16 protein-coding genes are annotated in these 15,954 nt (G+C 66.7%); 6 read left to right on the plus strand and 10 right to left on the minus strand.

Going from position 1 to position 15,954, the window contains the following annotated elements:
* Nucleotides 1-14: 14 nt before the first annotated feature.
* The 9 genes from argH to ACIPRS_RS01520 all read right to left on the minus strand — a co-directional run bounded on the left by argH (nucleotide 15) and on the right by ACIPRS_RS01520 (nucleotide 8,861).
* Nucleotides 15-1,307: an argininosuccinate lyase gene (gene argH / locus ACIPRS_RS01480; RefSeq protein ID WP_337730023.1), complete on the minus strand. Its 1,293-nt coding sequence runs from the start codon at nucleotides 1,305-1,307 to the stop codon at nucleotides 15-17.
* Nucleotides 1,304-2,266: an N-acetyl-gamma-glutamyl-phosphate reductase gene (argC, locus tag ACIPRS_RS01485; RefSeq protein ID WP_337730024.1), complete on the minus strand. Its 963-nt coding sequence runs from the start codon at nucleotides 2,264-2,266 to the stop codon at nucleotides 1,304-1,306. The genes argH and argC overlap by 4 nt, the downstream gene beginning before the upstream one ends.
* Nucleotides 2,263-2,886, minus strand: a complete 624-nt coding sequence (locus ACIPRS_RS01490) for a GNAT family N-acetyltransferase (protein ID WP_446537279.1) — start codon at nucleotides 2,884-2,886, stop codon at nucleotides 2,263-2,265. The genes argC and ACIPRS_RS01490 overlap by 4 nt, the downstream gene beginning before the upstream one ends.
* Before the next feature lies 1 nt (nucleotide 2,887).
* The gene (locus tag ACIPRS_RS01495; RefSeq protein ID WP_337730026.1) at nucleotides 2,888-4,207 is read right to left on the minus strand and encodes an acetylglutamate kinase; all 1,320 of its coding nucleotides are present in this window, start codon (nucleotides 4,205-4,207) and stop codon (nucleotides 2,888-2,890) included.
* A gap of 76 nt (nucleotides 4,208-4,283) precedes the next feature.
* Nucleotides 4,284-5,372, minus strand: a complete 1,089-nt coding sequence (locus ACIPRS_RS01500) for an acetylornithine deacetylase (RefSeq protein ID WP_446537280.1) — start codon at nucleotides 5,370-5,372, stop codon at nucleotides 4,284-4,286.
* Complete coding sequence (locus ACIPRS_RS01505; protein WP_446537281.1) at nucleotides 5,369-5,809, minus strand: GNAT family N-acetyltransferase; 441 nt, start codon at nucleotides 5,807-5,809, stop codon at nucleotides 5,369-5,371. The genes ACIPRS_RS01500 and ACIPRS_RS01505 overlap by 4 nt, the downstream gene beginning before the upstream one ends.
* A 13-nt stretch (nucleotides 5,810-5,822) precedes the next feature.
* Nucleotides 5,823-7,028, minus strand: coding sequence for an argininosuccinate synthase (locus ACIPRS_RS01510; RefSeq protein WP_446537282.1), 1,206 nt, complete (start codon nucleotides 7,026-7,028; stop codon nucleotides 5,823-5,825).
* Nucleotides 7,029-7,102: 74 nt separating this feature from the next.
* Nucleotides 7,103-8,104 carry an N-acetylornithine carbamoyltransferase gene (locus tag ACIPRS_RS01515; protein ID WP_446537283.1) on the minus strand — a complete coding sequence of 334 codons (1,002 nt, stop codon included), beginning with the start codon at nucleotides 8,102-8,104 and terminating at the stop codon, nucleotides 7,103-7,105.
* A gap of 259 nt (nucleotides 8,105-8,363) precedes the next feature.
* Nucleotides 8,364-8,861: a hypothetical protein gene (locus ACIPRS_RS01520; RefSeq protein ID WP_337730031.1), complete on the minus strand. Its 498-nt coding sequence runs from the start codon at nucleotides 8,859-8,861 to the stop codon at nucleotides 8,364-8,366.
* Nucleotides 8,862-9,002: 141 nt separating this feature from the next.
* On the opposite strand from ACIPRS_RS01520, the gene cysS reads away from it, so the two are divergent.
* The 3 genes from cysS (at nucleotide 9,003) to ACIPRS_RS01535 (ending at nucleotide 12,225) form a co-directional block, all read left to right on the plus strand.
* The gene (gene cysS / locus ACIPRS_RS01525) at nucleotides 9,003-10,391 is read left to right on the plus strand and encodes a cysteine--tRNA ligase (RefSeq protein WP_446537284.1); all 1,389 of its coding nucleotides are present in this window, start codon (nucleotides 9,003-9,005) and stop codon (nucleotides 10,389-10,391) included.
* A 158-nt stretch (nucleotides 10,392-10,549) separates the two neighbouring features.
* The gene (locus ACIPRS_RS01530) at nucleotides 10,550-10,987 is read left to right on the plus strand and encodes a SufE family protein (RefSeq protein ID WP_192200909.1); all 438 of its coding nucleotides are present in this window, start codon (nucleotides 10,550-10,552) and stop codon (nucleotides 10,985-10,987) included.
* Nucleotides 10,984-12,225, plus strand: a complete 1,242-nt coding sequence (locus tag ACIPRS_RS01535) for an MFS transporter (RefSeq protein ID WP_337730033.1) — start codon at nucleotides 10,984-10,986, stop codon at nucleotides 12,223-12,225. The genes ACIPRS_RS01530 and ACIPRS_RS01535 overlap by 4 nt, the downstream gene beginning before the upstream one ends.
* Before the next feature lie 71 nt (nucleotides 12,226-12,296).
* Here ACIPRS_RS01535 and dksA read toward each other — a convergent pair whose 3' ends face one another.
* Nucleotides 12,297-13,403, minus strand: coding sequence for an RNA polymerase-binding protein DksA (gene dksA, locus ACIPRS_RS01540; RefSeq protein WP_337730855.1), 1,107 nt, complete (start codon nucleotides 13,401-13,403; stop codon nucleotides 12,297-12,299).
* Nucleotides 13,404-13,498: 95 nt separating this feature from the next.
* Here dksA and yidD point away from each other — a divergent pair, with 95 nt between their 5' ends.
* From yidD to ACIPRS_RS01555, 3 genes are read left to right on the plus strand one after another with little or no spacing between them, the layout of a single operon-like run.
* Entirely contained in the window at nucleotides 13,499-13,756 is a 258-nt protein-coding gene (gene yidD / locus ACIPRS_RS01545) for a membrane protein insertion efficiency factor YidD (RefSeq protein ID WP_192200907.1), read from the plus strand.
* Nucleotides 13,756-15,102 (plus strand): dihydroorotase, encoded by a 1,347-nt coding sequence (locus ACIPRS_RS01550; RefSeq protein ID WP_446537285.1) that lies wholly within the window; start codon nucleotides 13,756-13,758, stop codon nucleotides 15,100-15,102. The genes yidD and ACIPRS_RS01550 overlap by 1 nt, the downstream gene beginning before the upstream one ends.
* Nucleotides 15,103-15,146: 44 nt before the next feature.
* On the plus strand, nucleotides 15,147-15,953 hold the full coding sequence (locus ACIPRS_RS01555; protein ID WP_446537985.1) for a M23 family metallopeptidase: 807 nt from the start codon (nucleotides 15,147-15,149) through the stop codon (nucleotides 15,951-15,953).
* Nucleotide 15,954 lies beyond the last annotated feature (1 nt).

The raw sequence follows: 15,954 nt of genomic DNA on the forward strand, positions 1-15,954 counted from the left end.
GACGAGGTAGCGCGTCACAGCGCGTTCCAGCGCGCGAGCAGTTCGCCAAGACGCAGGTCCGCGCCCGCGCCCGGCGACACACGCGCGGCAAGGCTGCCCTCAGGCGTACGCCCCTGCCCTGCACTGTCCGCCGATGCAGCAGCGGCCTTGTAGGCATCGCGGAATGGAACGCCCGCGACCGCCGCCTCGACCGCCACGTCGGTGGCGTACATGCCGGAGTCGATCGCGGCACGCAGCCGGTCCTCGCGCCATTCCAGGTTGGCCAGCAGTGCCGGCAACAGCTCCAGCGCCGGCAGGCCGCGTCCGAAGCCGTGGAAGATCGCGCCCTTGCTGGCCTGCAGGTCGCGGTGGTAGCCCGAGGGCAAGGACAGGAGCTGCTCGATCTCCGTGCGTGCCGCCGCGACGCTGGCATGCGTGGCGCGCATCAGCTCGATGACATCGGGGTTGCGCTTGTTCGGCATGATCGAACTGCCCGTCGTGTACTGCGCCGGCAGCGCGACGAAACCGAACTCGGCGCTGGTGAACAGCGACAGGTCCCAGGCGATGCGGCGCAGGTCGAGCGTCGCCGCACCCAGCGCCTCCAGTGCCGCCATCTCGAACTTTCCGCGCGAAAGCTGCGCATAGATGGGGCTGATCTGCATACGCGCGAAACCCAGGGCGGCCGTGGTGTGCTCGCGGTCCAGTTTCAGGTTGACGCCATATCCTGCGGCGGTGCCGAGCGGATTGGCGTCGACCAGCTTCAACGTGTCGCGCGCGCGCGTCGTGTTGTCGATGAAGGCTTCCGCCCATCCCGCCCACCACATGCCGGCCGAGGAGACGACGGCACGCTGGATGTGCGTGTAGCCCGGGATCGGCAGGTCGCGCTCGACCTGCGCGCGGTCCAGCGCCACCTTGGCGATCTCGCGCGACAGCACCGCCACGCGGGCCAGCTTCTCCTTCAGCCACAGCCGCGTGGCCACCAGGATCTGGTCGTTGCGGCTGCGGCCGGTATGGATCTTGCGGCCGGCATCCCCCAGGCGCTCCGTCAGCCTCGCCTCGATGGCGGAGTGACCATCCTCGAAACGCTCGTCCAGCACGAAGCGTCCGGCGCGGAAGTCATCCGCCAGCACCGCGAGTTCGCGCTTCAGCCCCGCCAGTTCGTCGCCCGAGAGGATGCCGATGCGCTGCAGGCCTTCCGCATGCGCAGTGCTCGCCTGGATGTCGTGCAGGAAGAACTCGCGATCCAGCACCACGTCGTCGCCGGCCAGGAAGCGCTGGATCTCGGCATCCACCGCCACGCCGGGCTTCTGCCACAACAGCTCGCTCATGCCATCGTCTCCTGCGGAATGCTTTCCAATTCTCCGAACCCGAACGCGAGGTTGAGGTTCTGCATCGCCTGCGTTGCCGCACCCTTGAGCAGGTTGTCGAGCGTCGCCACCACGACCAGGCGCTTGCCGCCGGGTGCCAGGGTGAATCCACCGATCTCCACGCCATGCTTGCCGGCAATGCGGCTGACCCACGGCGCGTCGTCCAGGACATGGATCAGCGGTTCGTGTGCATAGCGTTCGCGATAGAGCGCGCGAATGTCTTCCACCTTCGCCGCTTGCTGCAGCCACAGGTTGACCGTCATGGTGATGCCGCGGAAATGCGGCGCCACGTGCGGCATGAACTCGACCGGCACGCCGAGCTGGCGGCTGACCTCGCGTTCGTGCATGTGGTCGGTGAGTGCGTACGGCATCAGGTTGTCGCGAAGCAGGTCGGTGTTGTTCTTGTCCGATGGCGTGGTGCCCGCGCCGGAGTAACCGGACACGCCGAAGCACTGCGGCGGTCCGGCCAGCCGGTCCCGCAGCGGCGCGATCGCCAGCTGCATGGCGGTGGCGTAGCAGCCGGGATTGCTGATGCGCTTCTGGCCGGCGTACTTCTGCCGGGTCAGTTCCGGCAGGCCGTAGTACCAGCGCTCGTCGAAGCGGAAATCCGCCGACAGGTCGACCACGACGGTGTCGGGCGCCTGCGCATCGATGGCCGCGACCAGTTCGGCCGCCTTGCCGTTGGGCAGCGCCAGGATCACGGCGTCGGCACCCTTCGCGCCGACCTGCTCATGGCTCAGGCTCTCGTAGCGCAACTCGCCGGTGAACCCTTCGATATGGTCGCTGACCTTCTGCCCGTCGAGCTCGCGCGAGGACACGAACACCAGTTCGAGGTGCGGATGGCGCGCAATCAGGCGGATCAACTCGGCGCCGGTGTGGCCGCGGGCGCCGACGATGCCGACGGTCTTGGGGGTACTCATGGGGAATCCTGTTCGTGCCGGGCCAGCTTGGCCAGCAGGTTGCGTTTCACCGCCGGCCATTCGCCATCGATGATCGAGAAGACGACAGTGTCGCGCGGCGAGCCGTCGGTGTGGCGCTTGTGGTTGCGGAGCACGCCGTCCTGCTTCGCGCCCAGCCGGGCGATCGCGGCGCGCGAACGGTGGTTGAACCAGCTGGTCTCGAACACCACGCTGATGCAGCCCAACGTCTCGAATGCGTGCGTGAGCAGCAGCAGCTTGGCTTCAGTATTGACGCCGGTCCGCTGCACTTCCGGCGTATACCAGGTGTAGCCGATGCTGAGCTTGGGAACGTCGGCTTCCAACCCGTAGAAGCGCGTGCTGCCGACGACGCGCCCGCCCGCATCCCGCACCACGAAGGGCAGCACGCGGCCGTCGGCCTGCGCCGCCAGCACCGTGTCGACGTAGGCCGCCGCGTCCGCCGCCTTGGGCACCTGCGTGAACCACAGCGCGGCCAGGGCATCGCCCGACAATGCAGCACGCAGGCCATCGACGTGATCACGCGACATCGGCTCAAGACGCGCATGGCGCCCCATCAGGACGGGGACCTGCTGCCACGCGGCGGGAAGAGAGGCGTTCGCCATGTCAATCCTTCAGCGTCGGCAGTCGCGTGCGGCAATGGACCACACAACGCTCGATGTCGCCGAAATCCTCGATGCCGTACCAGAACACCTTCCACTTCTCCTGCTTGTAGCAGCCATCGGACTCGGCGTAATAGAAGATGTTGACCGCATTGTTGTGGCGCGAACGCCAGAACAGCTGCGGATTCTCTTCGCGCATCACGTGCCAGACAGCCCGGCCCAGCCCCTCGCCCTGCGCGTCATCGAGCACGGCGAACTTGTCCAGGTAGGCGAAGCCCTCCTCCTGCGTCAGGATCAGGGCAGTGCGATAGTTCTCGCTGACATACACGCGGTATGGCGTGGTGCGTTCGAAATAGTCGGCCAGCAGGGTGCGGCCGAAGCTGGATTCGATCAGCGTGCGCAGGCGTGGCAGGTCCACGCCGTCCCAGGAGCCTTCGAAGCGCAGCACGCGCTCGCCACGGCGAACCAGCGTGCCTGAGCCCTTGTGGGTGAACAGCTCCTTGGCCAGTTCCGCCGGCTTGGTGATCGACACCGACGAGGTCAGCGGCAGACGGTCCAGCAGATCCTTGATCTGTTCGATCTTCACCCGCATGCCGCCGTTGATCCACGGCTGCGCCATCAGCTCGTCGTACTCGGTGGACAGGTTGATCGAATCGATCACCCGGCCCTCCGCATCCAGCAGGCCACCGGTTCCGGTGAGGAAGATGATCTTGTACGGCTGCAACACCTGCACCAGCTCGTTGGCGGCGAAGTCGGCATTGATGTTGAGGATCTGCCCGCCCATGGTCTCGCCCATGCTGGCGATCACCGGAATGGAGCCGGCCTTCAGGCTGGCCTCGATGGGCGCCTGGTTGATGCGGGTGACGTCGCCGACCAGGCCGTAGGTGGCCTGGTCCTTGTACTCGGCCTCGAACACGCCGGAGACAATCGACGTGGCGCGCGCGCCGACCTGCTGCAGCGCCTCGACCAGGGCCAGGTTCTGCTGCAGGAACACCTTGCGCACGATGGCGAGCACCTCCGGCGTGGTGACGCGCAGACCGTTGACAGTCTGCTTCGTGATGCCGGCAGCGTTCATCTCCTCGTCCAGCTGCGGGCCGGCGCCGTGCACGACGATGGGCGTCAGCCCGACTTCCTGCAGGAACGTGAGCGACGATGTCAGCGCTTCGAGATCATCGCGCAGCACCGCACCGCCGACCTTGACCACGGCAAAGCGCTTGGCATCCAGCTGCGAGAAGCGCTTGACGTACTGCGAGATCTCCTTCGCGCTGGCCATGCTGGACAGCAGGCGGATGATGGTCTGGCGGGTTTGCTTGTTGGATTCCATGTCTCTTGCTTTCGTAGGGTGGGCCTTGGCCCACCGTCGTTGACGATCTATGGCGGGCCTGGGGCCGCCCTACGCGTTACTGGAGGATCCTGGCGATGCTGTCGGCATACCGCTGCAACTGCTCCAGCGAGACCCACTCATCCGCCGTATGCGCCTGGGCGATATCGCCGGGGCCATAGACGAAGGCGGTCAGACCGGCGGCGGAAAACAGCGACGCCTCCGTCCAGAAGTCGACTGCGTTGCCGATCGGCAGGCCGAGTTCATCGGCAAGATCCCGTGCAGCCAGGCGACGTTCCTCTGCACGGGCGACATCGCCGGACGGCAACGACGGACCACGGAAGGTCTCTTCGTATTCGGCCAGCGCATCGGCATTGGCGAAGCTGCGGAAGGTCGCATGCAATTCGTCCATGTCCTGCGACGGCAGCGGGCGGAAGCCGAAGCGCACCTCCGCACTGGGCGCGATCATGTTGGCCTTGATGCCGCCTTCGACCCGGCCGATGTTGAAGCGCAGGCCGGTCAGCCCGCCGAAACGCAGGTGGTGCTGGTCCTGCACGAAATCCAGTGCCGTGGTACCCCAGCGCATGGCGTTGTGCAGGGCGCTGAGCGAAAGCGCGTTCTCTGCGGACGCATGCCCGGCCTGGCCCTTGAATGCCATGCGGACGGCACTGATACCACGATGCGCCAGCACGGCCTCGCAGCGCGTCGGCTCCGCGATGATCGCCTCGCCGAAGCCATGGTCGCGCGCGAGGAAGGCGGCGATGCAGCGCGCGTCGTTCGCTTCCTCGTCCGTCGTGAACAGGAACGCGGCGTCGCCTTTTGTCACCTGCGCGGCAGCGACCAGTGACGCGGCAGCACCCTTGATGTCGCAGGCGCCCAGGCCAATCGCGCGATCGCCCTCGATGCGCAGCACGTGCGGGCTCGCACTCCACGCGGGCGAGGACGGCACCGTGTCCAGGTGCACGTTGAACACGCGCTTCGGCTGTCCGCGCACGGCGAAGAACGACACCGCGCCAGCGCCGTGATCGGTCACCTCGATGCGGAAGTCCTGCAGCTGCGCGCGCAGGTAGTCGAAGATGCCGTCCGTGCCGATGTCGCGCGGCGGATTGCGGGTATCGAACGATACCAGCGCTTCCAGGTGCTTGAGCGTGGTTGCAAGCAAAGTCATGCGGTTTTCGTCTCGGCGTAGATATCCGGGTGCAACACTTCCATCAGCGTCTGCGGCTTGGCCGGCGCCACGAAGCCGTACGGCGCGTACAGACCGTGCGCGTCGGAGGTCGCCAGCATGAACCGGCGCAGCCCTTGCAGGTGCGGGTGCGCCATGATCTCGGCGACCAGCTGCTTGCTGTAGCCGCGACCACGATGTTCCGGCAGCACGAATACGTCGGCCAGGTAGGCGAATGTCGCGAAGTCGGAAACGACCCGCGCGAACGCCACCTGCCCGACGCCTTCGACGTGACCGCCGAAGCACAGCGAGCCTGCGACAGCGCGCGCCACCGTTTCCTCCGGGATGCCCTGGCTCCAGTAAGCCTGGGTCGAAAGGAAACGATGGATCAACGGCAGGTCCAGTTCCGCCTTGTCCGTGCTGACGCGCATGGCGCTCATCGACACGTTCCGGTCAGCGGTTGATCTCGGCCCACAGGGTCGAGCTCATACCGAACAGCTTGATGAAGCCTTCGGCCTCCTCGACGCCCCAGTCCGCCGACTGCGCATAGGTCGCGCCCTTGGCGTTGAGGATGTGCGGGGACTTCACCGCCACCGCGTCCACACGACCACCGCGGGTTTCCAGCACGACCTCGCCGTTGACGGTGGCCTGCGAGGACTGCAGGAACGCTTCCAGGTCGGCCTTCAACGGGTCGTGGTAGAAGCCTTCGTACACCAGTTCCACCCACTTGCGCGCGATCTCGGGCTTGAAGCGGTTCTGCTGCTTGGTCAGCACGGTCTCTTCCAGCGCGCGGTGCGCGGCCAGCAACGAGATCAGGCCCGGGGCTTCGAACACGATGCGGCCCTTCAGCCCGATCACGGTGTCGCCGGTGTACACGCCACGGCCCACGCCATACGGCGCGAACAGCGCGTTCAACTTCGCCAGCAATGCGGCGCCGCCGATGGCCTGCCCGTCGAGGCTGACCGCTTCACCGTTCTTGAAGCCGACCGTGACACGCAACGGTTCCACCGGCCACTCGGCGCGCGGCGCGCACCAGCCGCGGGCACCCTCACCGGGGGCATCCCACTTATCGATCTCGCCACCGGACATGGTCAGGCCCAGCAGGTTCTCGTTGATGGTGTAGCTCTTCTGCTTGGCGCGCACGCCGAAGCCGCGCTCTTCCAGATAGGCCTGTTCGTAGGCGCGGGTCTGGGTGTGTTCCTTCTGGATCTCGCGGATCGGCGCCACGATGCGGTAGTCGCCGCTGGCCTTCACCGCGAGGTCGAAGCGCACCTGGTCGTTGCCCATGCCGGTGCAGCCGTGCGCGATCGCGTTCGTGCCCAACTCGGCAGCGCGCTTCAGCGCGGCGTCGACGATGAGATAGCGATCGGACACCAGCAGCGGGTACTGGCCCTGGTAGCCCTCGCCCGCCCACACGAACGGCTTGACGAAGCCGTCCCAGATCGCCGGGCCGCCATCGACGGTGACGTGGCTGGCCACGCCCAGGTCGGCGGCGCGCTGTTCGATGTAGGCGCGCTCTTCGGCATCCACGCCGCCGGTGTCGGCGAACACGGTGTGCACGTTCCAGCCGCGCTCCTTCAGGTAGGGCACGCAGAAGCTGGTGTCGAGGCCGCCGGAAAAGGCGAGGACGATGTCTTTGGATTCGTGGGGGGTCGTCATCTTGAAGTCTCGTAGGGTGGGCCTTGGCCCACCGGGTGGGTGTGTCGTGTCGAAGCGGCGGACCGAGGCCGGCCCTATTTGATCAACGCGGCCATGATGGCCTTCTGCACGTGCAGGCGGTTTTCGGCCTCATTGATGGCGATGCACTGCGGCGAGTCCATCACGCCGTCGGTGGCTTTCACGTTGCGGCGCAACGGCAGGCAGTGACTGAAGACGCCGTTGTTGGTCAGCGCCATCTTCCGCTCGTCCACCATGAAGTGCTTGTACTGGTCGCGGATCGGCTTCTCGGGCTCCCATTTGCCGAAGAACGGCAACGCGCCCCAGCTCTTGGCGTAGACGACATCGGCGCTTGCATAGGCGCTGTCGATATCGTGGCTGACGGTCAGCGAGCCGCCGCTTTCGGCCACGTTCTGCTCGGCCCAGCCCATGTAGCGCTCGTCCAGCACGTAGTCCGGCGTCGGGCACAGCAGGGTCACGTCCATGCCCAGGCGCGTGGCGATGGTCAGCGCCGAGTTGGCCACCGCGGTGTTCAGCGGCTTGGGGTGGTAGGTCCAGGTGAGCACGTACTTCTTGCCGCGCAGGTCGGAGGTGCCGAAGTGTTCCTGCAGCGCCAGCGCATGGGCCAGCTCCTGGCAGGGATGGGTGATCGTCTCCATGTTGATCACCGGCACCGGCGAATACTTGGCGAAGGACTTCAGCACGATGTCCTCGCGGTCGTAGGCCCAGTCGACGAACTTCGGGAAGGCGCGCACGCCGATCAGGTCGACGTAGCGGCCCAGCACCTTGGCCACCTCGGCGATGTGTTCCTCGGTGTCGCCGTCCATCACCGTGCCCAGGTTGAACTCGATGGGCCATGCGTCCTTGCCCGGCTGCAGCACCACGGCATGGCCGCCCAGCTGGAACGCGCCCAGCTCGAAGCTGGTGCGGGTACGCATGGACGGATTGAAGAACACCAGCGCGATCGACTTGCCCTTCAGCGCGTCGCCCAGCTTGTGCTGCTTGTACAGCGCGGCCTGCGTCAGCAGTGCGTCCAGCTCGGTGCGACTCCAGTCCTGCGTGTTCAAGAAGTGCTTCATTACGGCATCCTGGTTTCGGGAATGTGGCAAAACGGGTTTCAGAAACGAAAAAACCCAGCCTCTGGCTGGGTTCCGGTGAACAGGCGAAAACGTCCGGGGGACCCAGCTAGATGCAGGATTCCGGTCGACGCGCACGCGACGTCATGCTCGAGGCCTGGCGGGCCGCGCTGTCAGCATGGGCGTGTGCGTTCATCTTCATGGGCGCGAATGCTCGCATGTGCTGCGGCGCGGCGCAAGACTTCTTTCGGCGGGCGCAGGATCAGGGCGTGCTGGCCGATGACTGCAGCGGTGACGTGTAAGGCGCCACGGAAACGCGGATGCGCAGGCGATTGCCAGGATCCTCGGCCAGACGCGAACGGTACTTCACGCCCTTGTAGATGTAGTCCACATCGTAGGCGATGGGCCGCTGGAACTCGCGCTCGACGGGCACCATGCGGCAGTTGACCTTCACCGTCGGGACCGGCGGCGCCACCGGCGGCTCCGCGGCCTCGTCACCGCCGAACCACCCGCGCACGGAGCTGACCACCCTGGACCAGCGACTGTCTTCCTCGACCGGTTGCTCGGGCTTCGGCGCCGGCACTTCGTCACACCGCTGCTCGGTGCGGCTGGCCCGCAGGGTCTGGTACACCGGCTCCACGCTCAATACCTGCGCATAGTCCAGGCGAACGTTCTCCGCCGGGATTACCCGCTCCTGCGCCATGGCGGACATGGCGAACAGCAGGCAGGACAGGAAAAGGGCGGAGCGGAGGCGGTGCATGTGGCCTGAAAGTGGTATCCCGGTGTCACAGTTTAGGGACCGCGCCTTGAGTGGGGCTGAACATCGGCGCCAAGCAGCCTCACCGACCCCCCATCCCGGCACAGAAGGTAGAATCGACCTGCTCTCCCCTGCCCCGCTTCCATGACCCTGCGCCTGCACAACAACCTCACCCGCCGGGTCGAGGAATTCGAACCTCTCGGCCCCGTCCCCACGATGTACGTGTGCGGGCCCACCGTCTACAACTACGTCCATATCGGCAACGCCCGCGGGCCGGTCGTGTTCGGTGTGCTGGCCGCGCTGCTGCGCCGGCGCTATGGCGCGCTGCGCTACGCGCGCAACATCACCGACGTGGACGACAAGATCAATGCGGCGGCGAAGGAACTCGGCGTGGCGATCTCGGCCATTACCGACCGCTACGCCGATGCCTACCGCCAGGACATGGCGGGCCTGGGCGTGACGGGTGAATTCAGCCCGGACATCGAGCCGGCTGCCACGGCGCACATCCCGCACATCATCGCGATGATCGAACAGCTGATCGCGGGTGGTCATGCCTACGCTGCGGAAGGCCACGTGCTGTTCTCGGTCGGCAGCTTCCCGGAGTACGGCAAGCTCTCGCGGCGCGATCCGGAAGAGATGCTGGCTGGCGCGCGCGTGGAAGTGGCGCCGTACAAGCGCGACCCCGGTGATTTCGTGCTGTGGAAACCGTCCACCCCGGATCTGCCGGGCTGGGAATCACCGTGGGGTATCGGTCGCCCCGGCTGGCATATCGAGTGCTCGGCGATGGCTGCCGCCCACTTGGGCGAGACCATCGACATCCATGCGGGGGGGGTGGACCTGCAGTTCCCGCACCACGAGAACGAAGTGGCCCAGAGCGAGTGCGCGCACAAGCACGCCGACGGTTCGCACAAGACGTTCGCGCGTTTCTGGCTGCACAACGGCATGCTCAACTTCGGCGGCGCCAAGATGAGCAAGTCGCTGGGCAACATCGAGAAGGTGCACGACCTGTTGCAGCAGCATCCGCCGGAAGCGCTGCGTTACGCGCTGCTTTCCGCGCACTACCGGCAACCGCTGGACTGGTCGGACGCACTCGTGGAGCAGTCGAAGAACACGCTGGACCGGCTGTACGGCACGCTGCGCGACCTGGGCGAGATCAAAGTCGTGCCGCTCACGCCGCAGGTCATCGAGGAGGCGCTCAGCGATGATCTGAACACGCCGCAAGCGCTGGCCGAAGTCGCCCGCATCGCCGCAGATGCCCGCAAGGCGACGACGCCAGAGGATCGGCAGCGCCTGAAAGGCGAGCTGCTCGGCGCCGGCTTCGTGCTCGGCCTGCTCCAGCAGGACCCCGCCGAATGGTTCGCCCGCGGCACATCCTCCGATGACGATGCGCGCATCCAGGCGCTGATCGACGAGCGCGCGGCCGCCAAGAAGTCCCGCGACTTCGCCCGCTCCGATGCCATCCGCGACCAGCTGGCGGCCGAAGGCATCCTGCTGGAAGACACGCCGCAGGGCGTGCGCTGGAAGCGGGCGTGAACTGCTGTTCCCTTCTCCCGACGGGAGAAGGTGGCGCGAAGCGCCGGATGAGGGTCCGGCGAAGTCAGGACGCCGGCACCTGACGGACGCCGCCGCACCCTCACCCCAACCCTTCTCCCGATGGGAGAGGGGCTTCTGAACCAGGCTCCTCCATCTCCATGACCAACACGATCTTCCCGCTCGAACCCACCGCCGCCGAGGCACAAGCCGCCATCAAGGACGAATTCGCTTTCTTCGGCGACTGGTCCGAACGCTACCAGTACCTGATCGACCTGGGCCGCAAGCTGCCTGCGTTCCCGGATGAGTGGAAACGGGAGGAACACCGCCTGCTCGGCTGCCAGTCGATGGTGTGGATCGTGCCCGAGGGCGACGCGGCGAAGCTCGATTTCCATGCCGTCAGTGATTCGGCCATCGTGTCCGGACTGATCTTCCTGGCCTTGCGCGTGTATTCGGGGCGGTCGGCCGACGAAATCCTGGCCGCCACGCCCGATTACATCGCCGACATCGGCCTGGCCAAGCATCTCTCGCCCACGCGCAGCAACGGCCTGGCGTCGTTGCTGGCCTTCATCCGCGAGACGGCCGCCAACGCAAAGTGAGCGAAGCCGGGTCCCGCTCCGCCTTTTCGCTGCTGCGCAACCGCGGCTACTCCGCGGTACTGGCCTACCGCATCTGCGCATTGTTGTCGTACCAGATCGTTGCGGTCACGGTCGGCTGGCATATCTACGAACTGACCCGCGATCCATTCTCGCTGGGCCTGGTCGGGCTGGCGGAAGTCCTGCCGTTCTTCTGCGTGGCGCCGTTCGCCGGTTATCTGGTCGACCACCTGCCACGACGACGGATCGGCATGGTCGCCTGCGGCGCACTGGCGACCACGGCGGTGATCCTGGTGGCAGTCTCTGCGGGTTGGCTGCCCTTCCAGGGGACGTGGCCCATCTACGCGGCCATCGCGCTGACCGGCATGGCGCGTTCGTTCCTCAGTCCGGTCTACAACGCCCTGTTCGCCAAAGTGCTGCCGCGCGAGGACTTCGTGCGTGCCGCAGGTTTGGGCAGCGTGATCTTCCAGGCCGCGCTGGTCACCGGCCCCGCGCTGGGCGGGCTGCTGGTCGGTTTTGGTGGCAAGACGCTGTCGTATGCGATGGCGGTGGTGTTCGCGCTGATGGCGGCCACCGTGCTCGCGCGGTTACGCGTGGAAGAACCGGGGCCGCCGGCGGTCAGCCTGCCCGTGTTCGCCAGCATCGCGCAGGGCGGGCGCTTCGTACTGGGCAACCAGATCATGCTGGGGGCCATGGCGCTGGACATGTTTTCAGTGCTGCTGGGTGGCGTGGTGGCCATGCTGCCGGCTTTCATCCACGACATCCTCCACTACGGACCCGAGGGCCTGGGCATCCTGCGCGCGATGCCGGCGGCGGGCTCGGTCTGTGTCGGCCTGTGGCTGGCGCGCCATCCGCTGCAGAAGCACGCGGGGCGGGTGCTGCTGTTCGCGGTGGCCGGCTTCGGCCTGAGCGTCATCGCCTTCGGCCTGTCGCGCAGCTTCTGGCTGTCGGCGGGGATCCTGCTGTTCTACGGCATGTGCGACGGCGTTTCCGTGGTGGTCCGCTCGACCATCCTGCAACTGTCCACACCGGACGAGATGCGCGGGCGGGTGTCGTCGATCAATGGCATCTTCGTCAGTTCGTCGAATGAACTGGGCGCGTTCTACGCCGGCACGATGGCAAGAGTGCTGGGGCTGGTGCCTGCCGTGATCGTGGGCGGTTTCGCGATCCTGTCCGTCGCCGGGTTCACCGCGTGGAAGGCGCCGAGGCTGCGGCGGCTGGACCTGCGCGACCTGCAGTAGCCGGCAGCGTTTCTGCCGACCACAAAAAACCCCGCCGAAGCGGGGTTTTCAGTATGCGGACGAAGCCGGGCTCAGTCGCCCTGCTGCTTCTGCATGTGTTCCCAGCGTTCCTGGGCATCGATGGTGCGCTCGGCGGTCAGACGAGCTTCCAGGCGATCCAGGCCGATTTCTTCGCCGGTATCGACGCAGTAGCCGTAGTCGCCACCCTCGAGCCGCTTGAGCGTGCTGTCGATCTTGCCGATCAGCTTGCGGTAGCGGTCACGGGTACGCAGTTCCAGCGAGTTTTCGGTCTCGCGGGTCGCGCGCTCGGCCTCATCGCCGATGTCGCGGACTTCATCCTTGAGGTTCTCGATGGTCTGCTTGGATTCCTCGACCAGGTCGGCACGCCACTGCAGAAGACGTTGGCGGAAGTACTCCAACTGCAGCGTGCTCATGTACTCCTCGTCAGGCGAGGGCTTGTAGCCGGTCGGCACGATCGGGCGACCGGTGGCTTCATCGGTCTTGTAGGGCACTTCTTTCACCTTGCCGCGCACGACCGGCGCCGCAGGCCGGGCAGCCACGGCCACCGCAACCTTGCCCACGGGACGGGTGGCGGCGGGACGGGGACTCACGGGGGCTTCGACGGAGGTAGAGGCTTTGGCGTTCTTGGTAGTCGGTTTCGGGACTGGCACAGGCTTCGGGGGGGACGGAACCTTGGCGGCGGGCGCCGGGGCCGGGGCAGCCGCCTTGGGGGCGGGAACCGGCACGGGAGTCTTGGTCGCAGCCGCGGTGGGGGCGGACTTTGCCGGAGCCGGCTTCGGTGCGGGCTTCGGTGCGGGTTTGGGAGCGGGCTTCGCGGCCTTGGCCGGCGCCTTCACTGGAGCCGCCTTGGCGACGGGCGCCTTGGTGACCGGTGCAGGCGCAGGCTTCCTGGCAACTGCGGGCTTGGTTGCCTTGGCAACCGCTTTCTTGACCGGTGCCGCCTTCTTGGCCACCGGCTTGGCGGCCGGTTTCTTCGCCGGCGCCACTTTCTTGGCGACTGGCTTCTTGGCAGCAGGCTTCGGCGCCGCCTTCTTGGCCACCGGCTTGGGGGCCGGTTTCTTGGCGACAGCCTTCTTCACGACAGGCTTCTTGGCGACGGTCTGAGCGGGTTTCTTGGCGGCCTTGGCGGCCTTCTTCGCAGGTTTCTTTGCAGCCACGAACAGCGCTTCCTTGTTCTTCCCGAGCATCGGGAAAGCGCGCTTTTATAGCCTACCCGGGAGGCAGCGGCAACCCGACGCGGTATCATCGGGCCATGCTCGCCCGCCTGCTCATCCTGCTGCTGAAGGGCTACAAGCGCTTCATCAGTCCGCTGCTGGGGCCTCGCTGCCGCTTCGTGCCCTCCTGTTCGGAGTACGCCATGGAGGCCATCGGTCGCTTCGGTCCGCTGAAGGGCGGCTGGCTGGCGGTGCGCCGGATCGGCCGCTGCCACCCCCTCCACCCCGGTGGCTATGACCCGGTCCCTGCCCGGGACGGCGCCGACCTCCCCCACTCCTGCACAGGAAACCACTGATGCCCGCCACCGTCATCGTCAACGCCCGCCTGGTCAACGAAGGCCGCGTCACCGAGGGTGACCTGCGCTTCGAGAATGGCCGCATCGCCCGCATCGCCGCCGAGATCGTGCCCCGGGGCGGCGATACCGTCATCGATGCCGCCGGCCGCTGGCTGTTGCCGGGGATGATCGACGACCAGGTGCATTTCCGCGAACCCGGCATGCCGCACAAGGGCGACATGGCCACCGAATCGGCAGCGGCCGTGGCGGGAGGCCTGACCACGTTCATGGACATGCCCAACACCAGCCCGCCGACGCTGGACGCCGCGGCGCTGGAGGACAAGTACCAGCGCGCCAAGGGCCGCGCCTGGGGCAATTACGGCTTCTACATGGGTGCCAGCAACGACAATCTGGACGCGATCCGCACCCTGGACCCGAAGACCGCGCCCGGCATCAAGGTGTTCATGGGCGCCTCCACGGGCAACATGCTGGTCGACAACCCGGACACACTGGACGCGATCTTCCGCGAGGCGCCCACGCCGATCATCACCCACTGCGAGGACACGCCGACCATCGACGCCAACCTGGCCGCGTTCCAGGCCAGGTACGGCGATGCCCTGTCGGCCGAGCACCATCCGGACATCCGCAGCCGCGAGGCCTGCATCAAGTCGACCCGCCTGGCGATGTCGCTGGCACGCAAGCACGGCACCCGCCTGCACGTGCTGCACATCTCCACCGCCGACGAACTGGCGTTGTTCACGCCCGGCCCGCTGGTGCATGCGGACGGCGCGCGCAAGCGCATCACCGCCGAAACCTGCATCCATTTCCTGCGCTTCGACCGCGCCGACTATGCGGCGCTGGGCAACCTGATCAAGTGCAATCCCGCCATCAAGGACGCCAGCGACCGCGAGGCGCTGATCAAGGCGCTGGTGGACGATGTCATCGACGTGCTGGCCACCGACCACGCGCCTCACACGCTGGAAGAAAAGGAAAAGCCGTACGCGCAGGCACCGTCCGGTCTGCCGCTGGTGCAATACGCGCTGGTCGCCGCATTGGAACTGGTGCATGAAGGCCGCATGGACGTGACCCGCGTGGTGCAGAAGTTCGCGCATGCGCCCGCGCAATTGTTCGACGTCAAGGAGCGCGGCTATCTGCGCGAGGGTTACTTCGCCGACCTCGTGCTGATCGATGACGAGCCGTTCACCGTGAAGCGTGAGGACGTATTGTCCAAGGTCGGCTGGTCGCCGTTCGAAGGCCGCACGTTCCGTTCCCGCGTCGGCGCCACGTGGGTCAATGGCCGCATGGTCTGGAACGGCGAACACCTGGTGGGCACACCCGTAGGCCAGCGCCTCGAGTTCGCGCGTTGAAGCTGGCGGTCGCGGCGCTGCTCGCCGCTGTCTGCGCCGGCTGGATTCCCCTGGTCGCAGCGCAGGATGCAGCGCCCGCCGCTCCCGTGTCGCAGGAAGAGCGTGTGGTGTTCCCGGCCAGCGTGTCGCAGGGTTCCCTGGTGTTCGGCAAAGTTCCGCCGGGCAGCCAGGTGCGGTATCGCGACCGTCTGCTGCGCACGACGGGCTATGGCACCGTGGTGCTTGGCGTGGGCCGCGATGAAACCGGCCCGCTGCAGGTCTCGGTCACCACGCCCTCCGGCCGCAGCGAATCGGTCGACATCACCGTGACCCGGCGTGACTGGCCGGTGGAGAACGTCAACGGCGTGCCGCCCAAGACGGTCAATCCCCCGCCGGAGATCGCCGCACGCATCCAGCGCGAACAGGCACTGGTCACCGCGGCGCGCGCACGCGACGACGAGCGCGCCGACTTCGCCCTGCCCTTCCAGTGGCCGGTGCAGGGCCGCATCAGCGGTCGTTTCGGCAATGCCCGCGTCTACAACGGCCAACCCGGCGCGGGGCACTCCGGCATGGATATCGCCGCCCCCAACGGCACGCCCGTGAAGGCGCCCGCCGGTGGCGTGGTGACCTTCGCCGCCCCCGACCTCTACCTGACCGGCGGCACGCTGTTGCTGGACCATGGCCATGGCATCAGCTCCAACTTCCTGCATCTGTCGCGCATCGACGTAAAGGTGGGGGATCGTGTGGAACCGGGCCAGGTGATCGGTGCCGTCGGTGCGACCGGGCGCGCGACGGGGCCGCATCTGCATTGGGGGATGAACTGGTTCGACATCCGCATCGATCCCCTGCTCGTCCTCGAGCGCGGAAAGTAGA

Source organism: Pseudoxanthomonas sp. LARHCG66 (genome assembly GCF_052871755.1).

What these genes read in the sequence shown, in the direction of transcription:
- ACIPRS_RS01530 (WP_192200909.1), top strand. Translation starts at nt 10,550, where the DNA reads ATGACCAACACGATCTTCCCGCTCGAACCCACCGCCGCCGAGGCACAA.
- ACIPRS_RS01500 (WP_446537280.1), bottom strand. Translation starts at nt 5,372, where the DNA reads ATGACTTTGCTTGCAACCACGCTCAAGCACCTGGAAGCGCTGGTATCG.
- ACIPRS_RS01520 (WP_337730031.1), bottom strand. Translation starts at nt 8,861, where the DNA reads ATGCACCGCCTCCGCTCCGCCCTTTTCCTGTCCTGCCTGCTGTTCGCC.
- cysS (WP_446537284.1), top strand. Translation starts at nt 9,003, where the DNA reads ATGACCCTGCGCCTGCACAACAACCTCACCCGCCGGGTCGAGGAATTC.
- ACIPRS_RS01490 (WP_446537279.1), bottom strand. Translation starts at nt 2,886, where the DNA reads ATGGCGAACGCCTCTCTTCCCGCCGCGTGGCAGCAGGTCCCCGTCCTG.
- argH (WP_337730023.1), bottom strand. Translation starts at nt 1,307, where the DNA reads ATGAGCGAGCTGTTGTGGCAGAAGCCCGGCGTGGCGGTGGATGCCGAG.
- ACIPRS_RS01495 (WP_337730026.1), bottom strand. Translation starts at nt 4,207, where the DNA reads ATGGAATCCAACAAGCAAACCCGCCAGACCATCATCCGCCTGCTGTCC.
- ACIPRS_RS01515 (WP_446537283.1), bottom strand. Translation starts at nt 8,104, where the DNA reads ATGAAGCACTTCTTGAACACGCAGGACTGGAGTCGCACCGAGCTGGAC.
- ACIPRS_RS01550 (WP_446537285.1), top strand. Translation starts at nt 13,756, where the DNA reads ATGCCCGCCACCGTCATCGTCAACGCCCGCCTGGTCAACGAAGGCCGC.
- ACIPRS_RS01510 (WP_446537282.1), bottom strand. Translation starts at nt 7,028, where the DNA reads ATGACGACCCCCCACGAATCCAAAGACATCGTCCTCGCCTTTTCCGGC.
- argC (WP_337730024.1), bottom strand. Translation starts at nt 2,266, where the DNA reads ATGAGTACCCCCAAGACCGTCGGCATCGTCGGCGCCCGCGGCCACACC.
- yidD (WP_192200907.1), top strand. Translation starts at nt 13,499, where the DNA reads ATGCTCGCCCGCCTGCTCATCCTGCTGCTGAAGGGCTACAAGCGCTTC.
- ACIPRS_RS01505 (WP_446537281.1), bottom strand. Translation starts at nt 5,809, where the DNA reads ATGAGCGCCATGCGCGTCAGCACGGACAAGGCGGAACTGGACCTGCCG.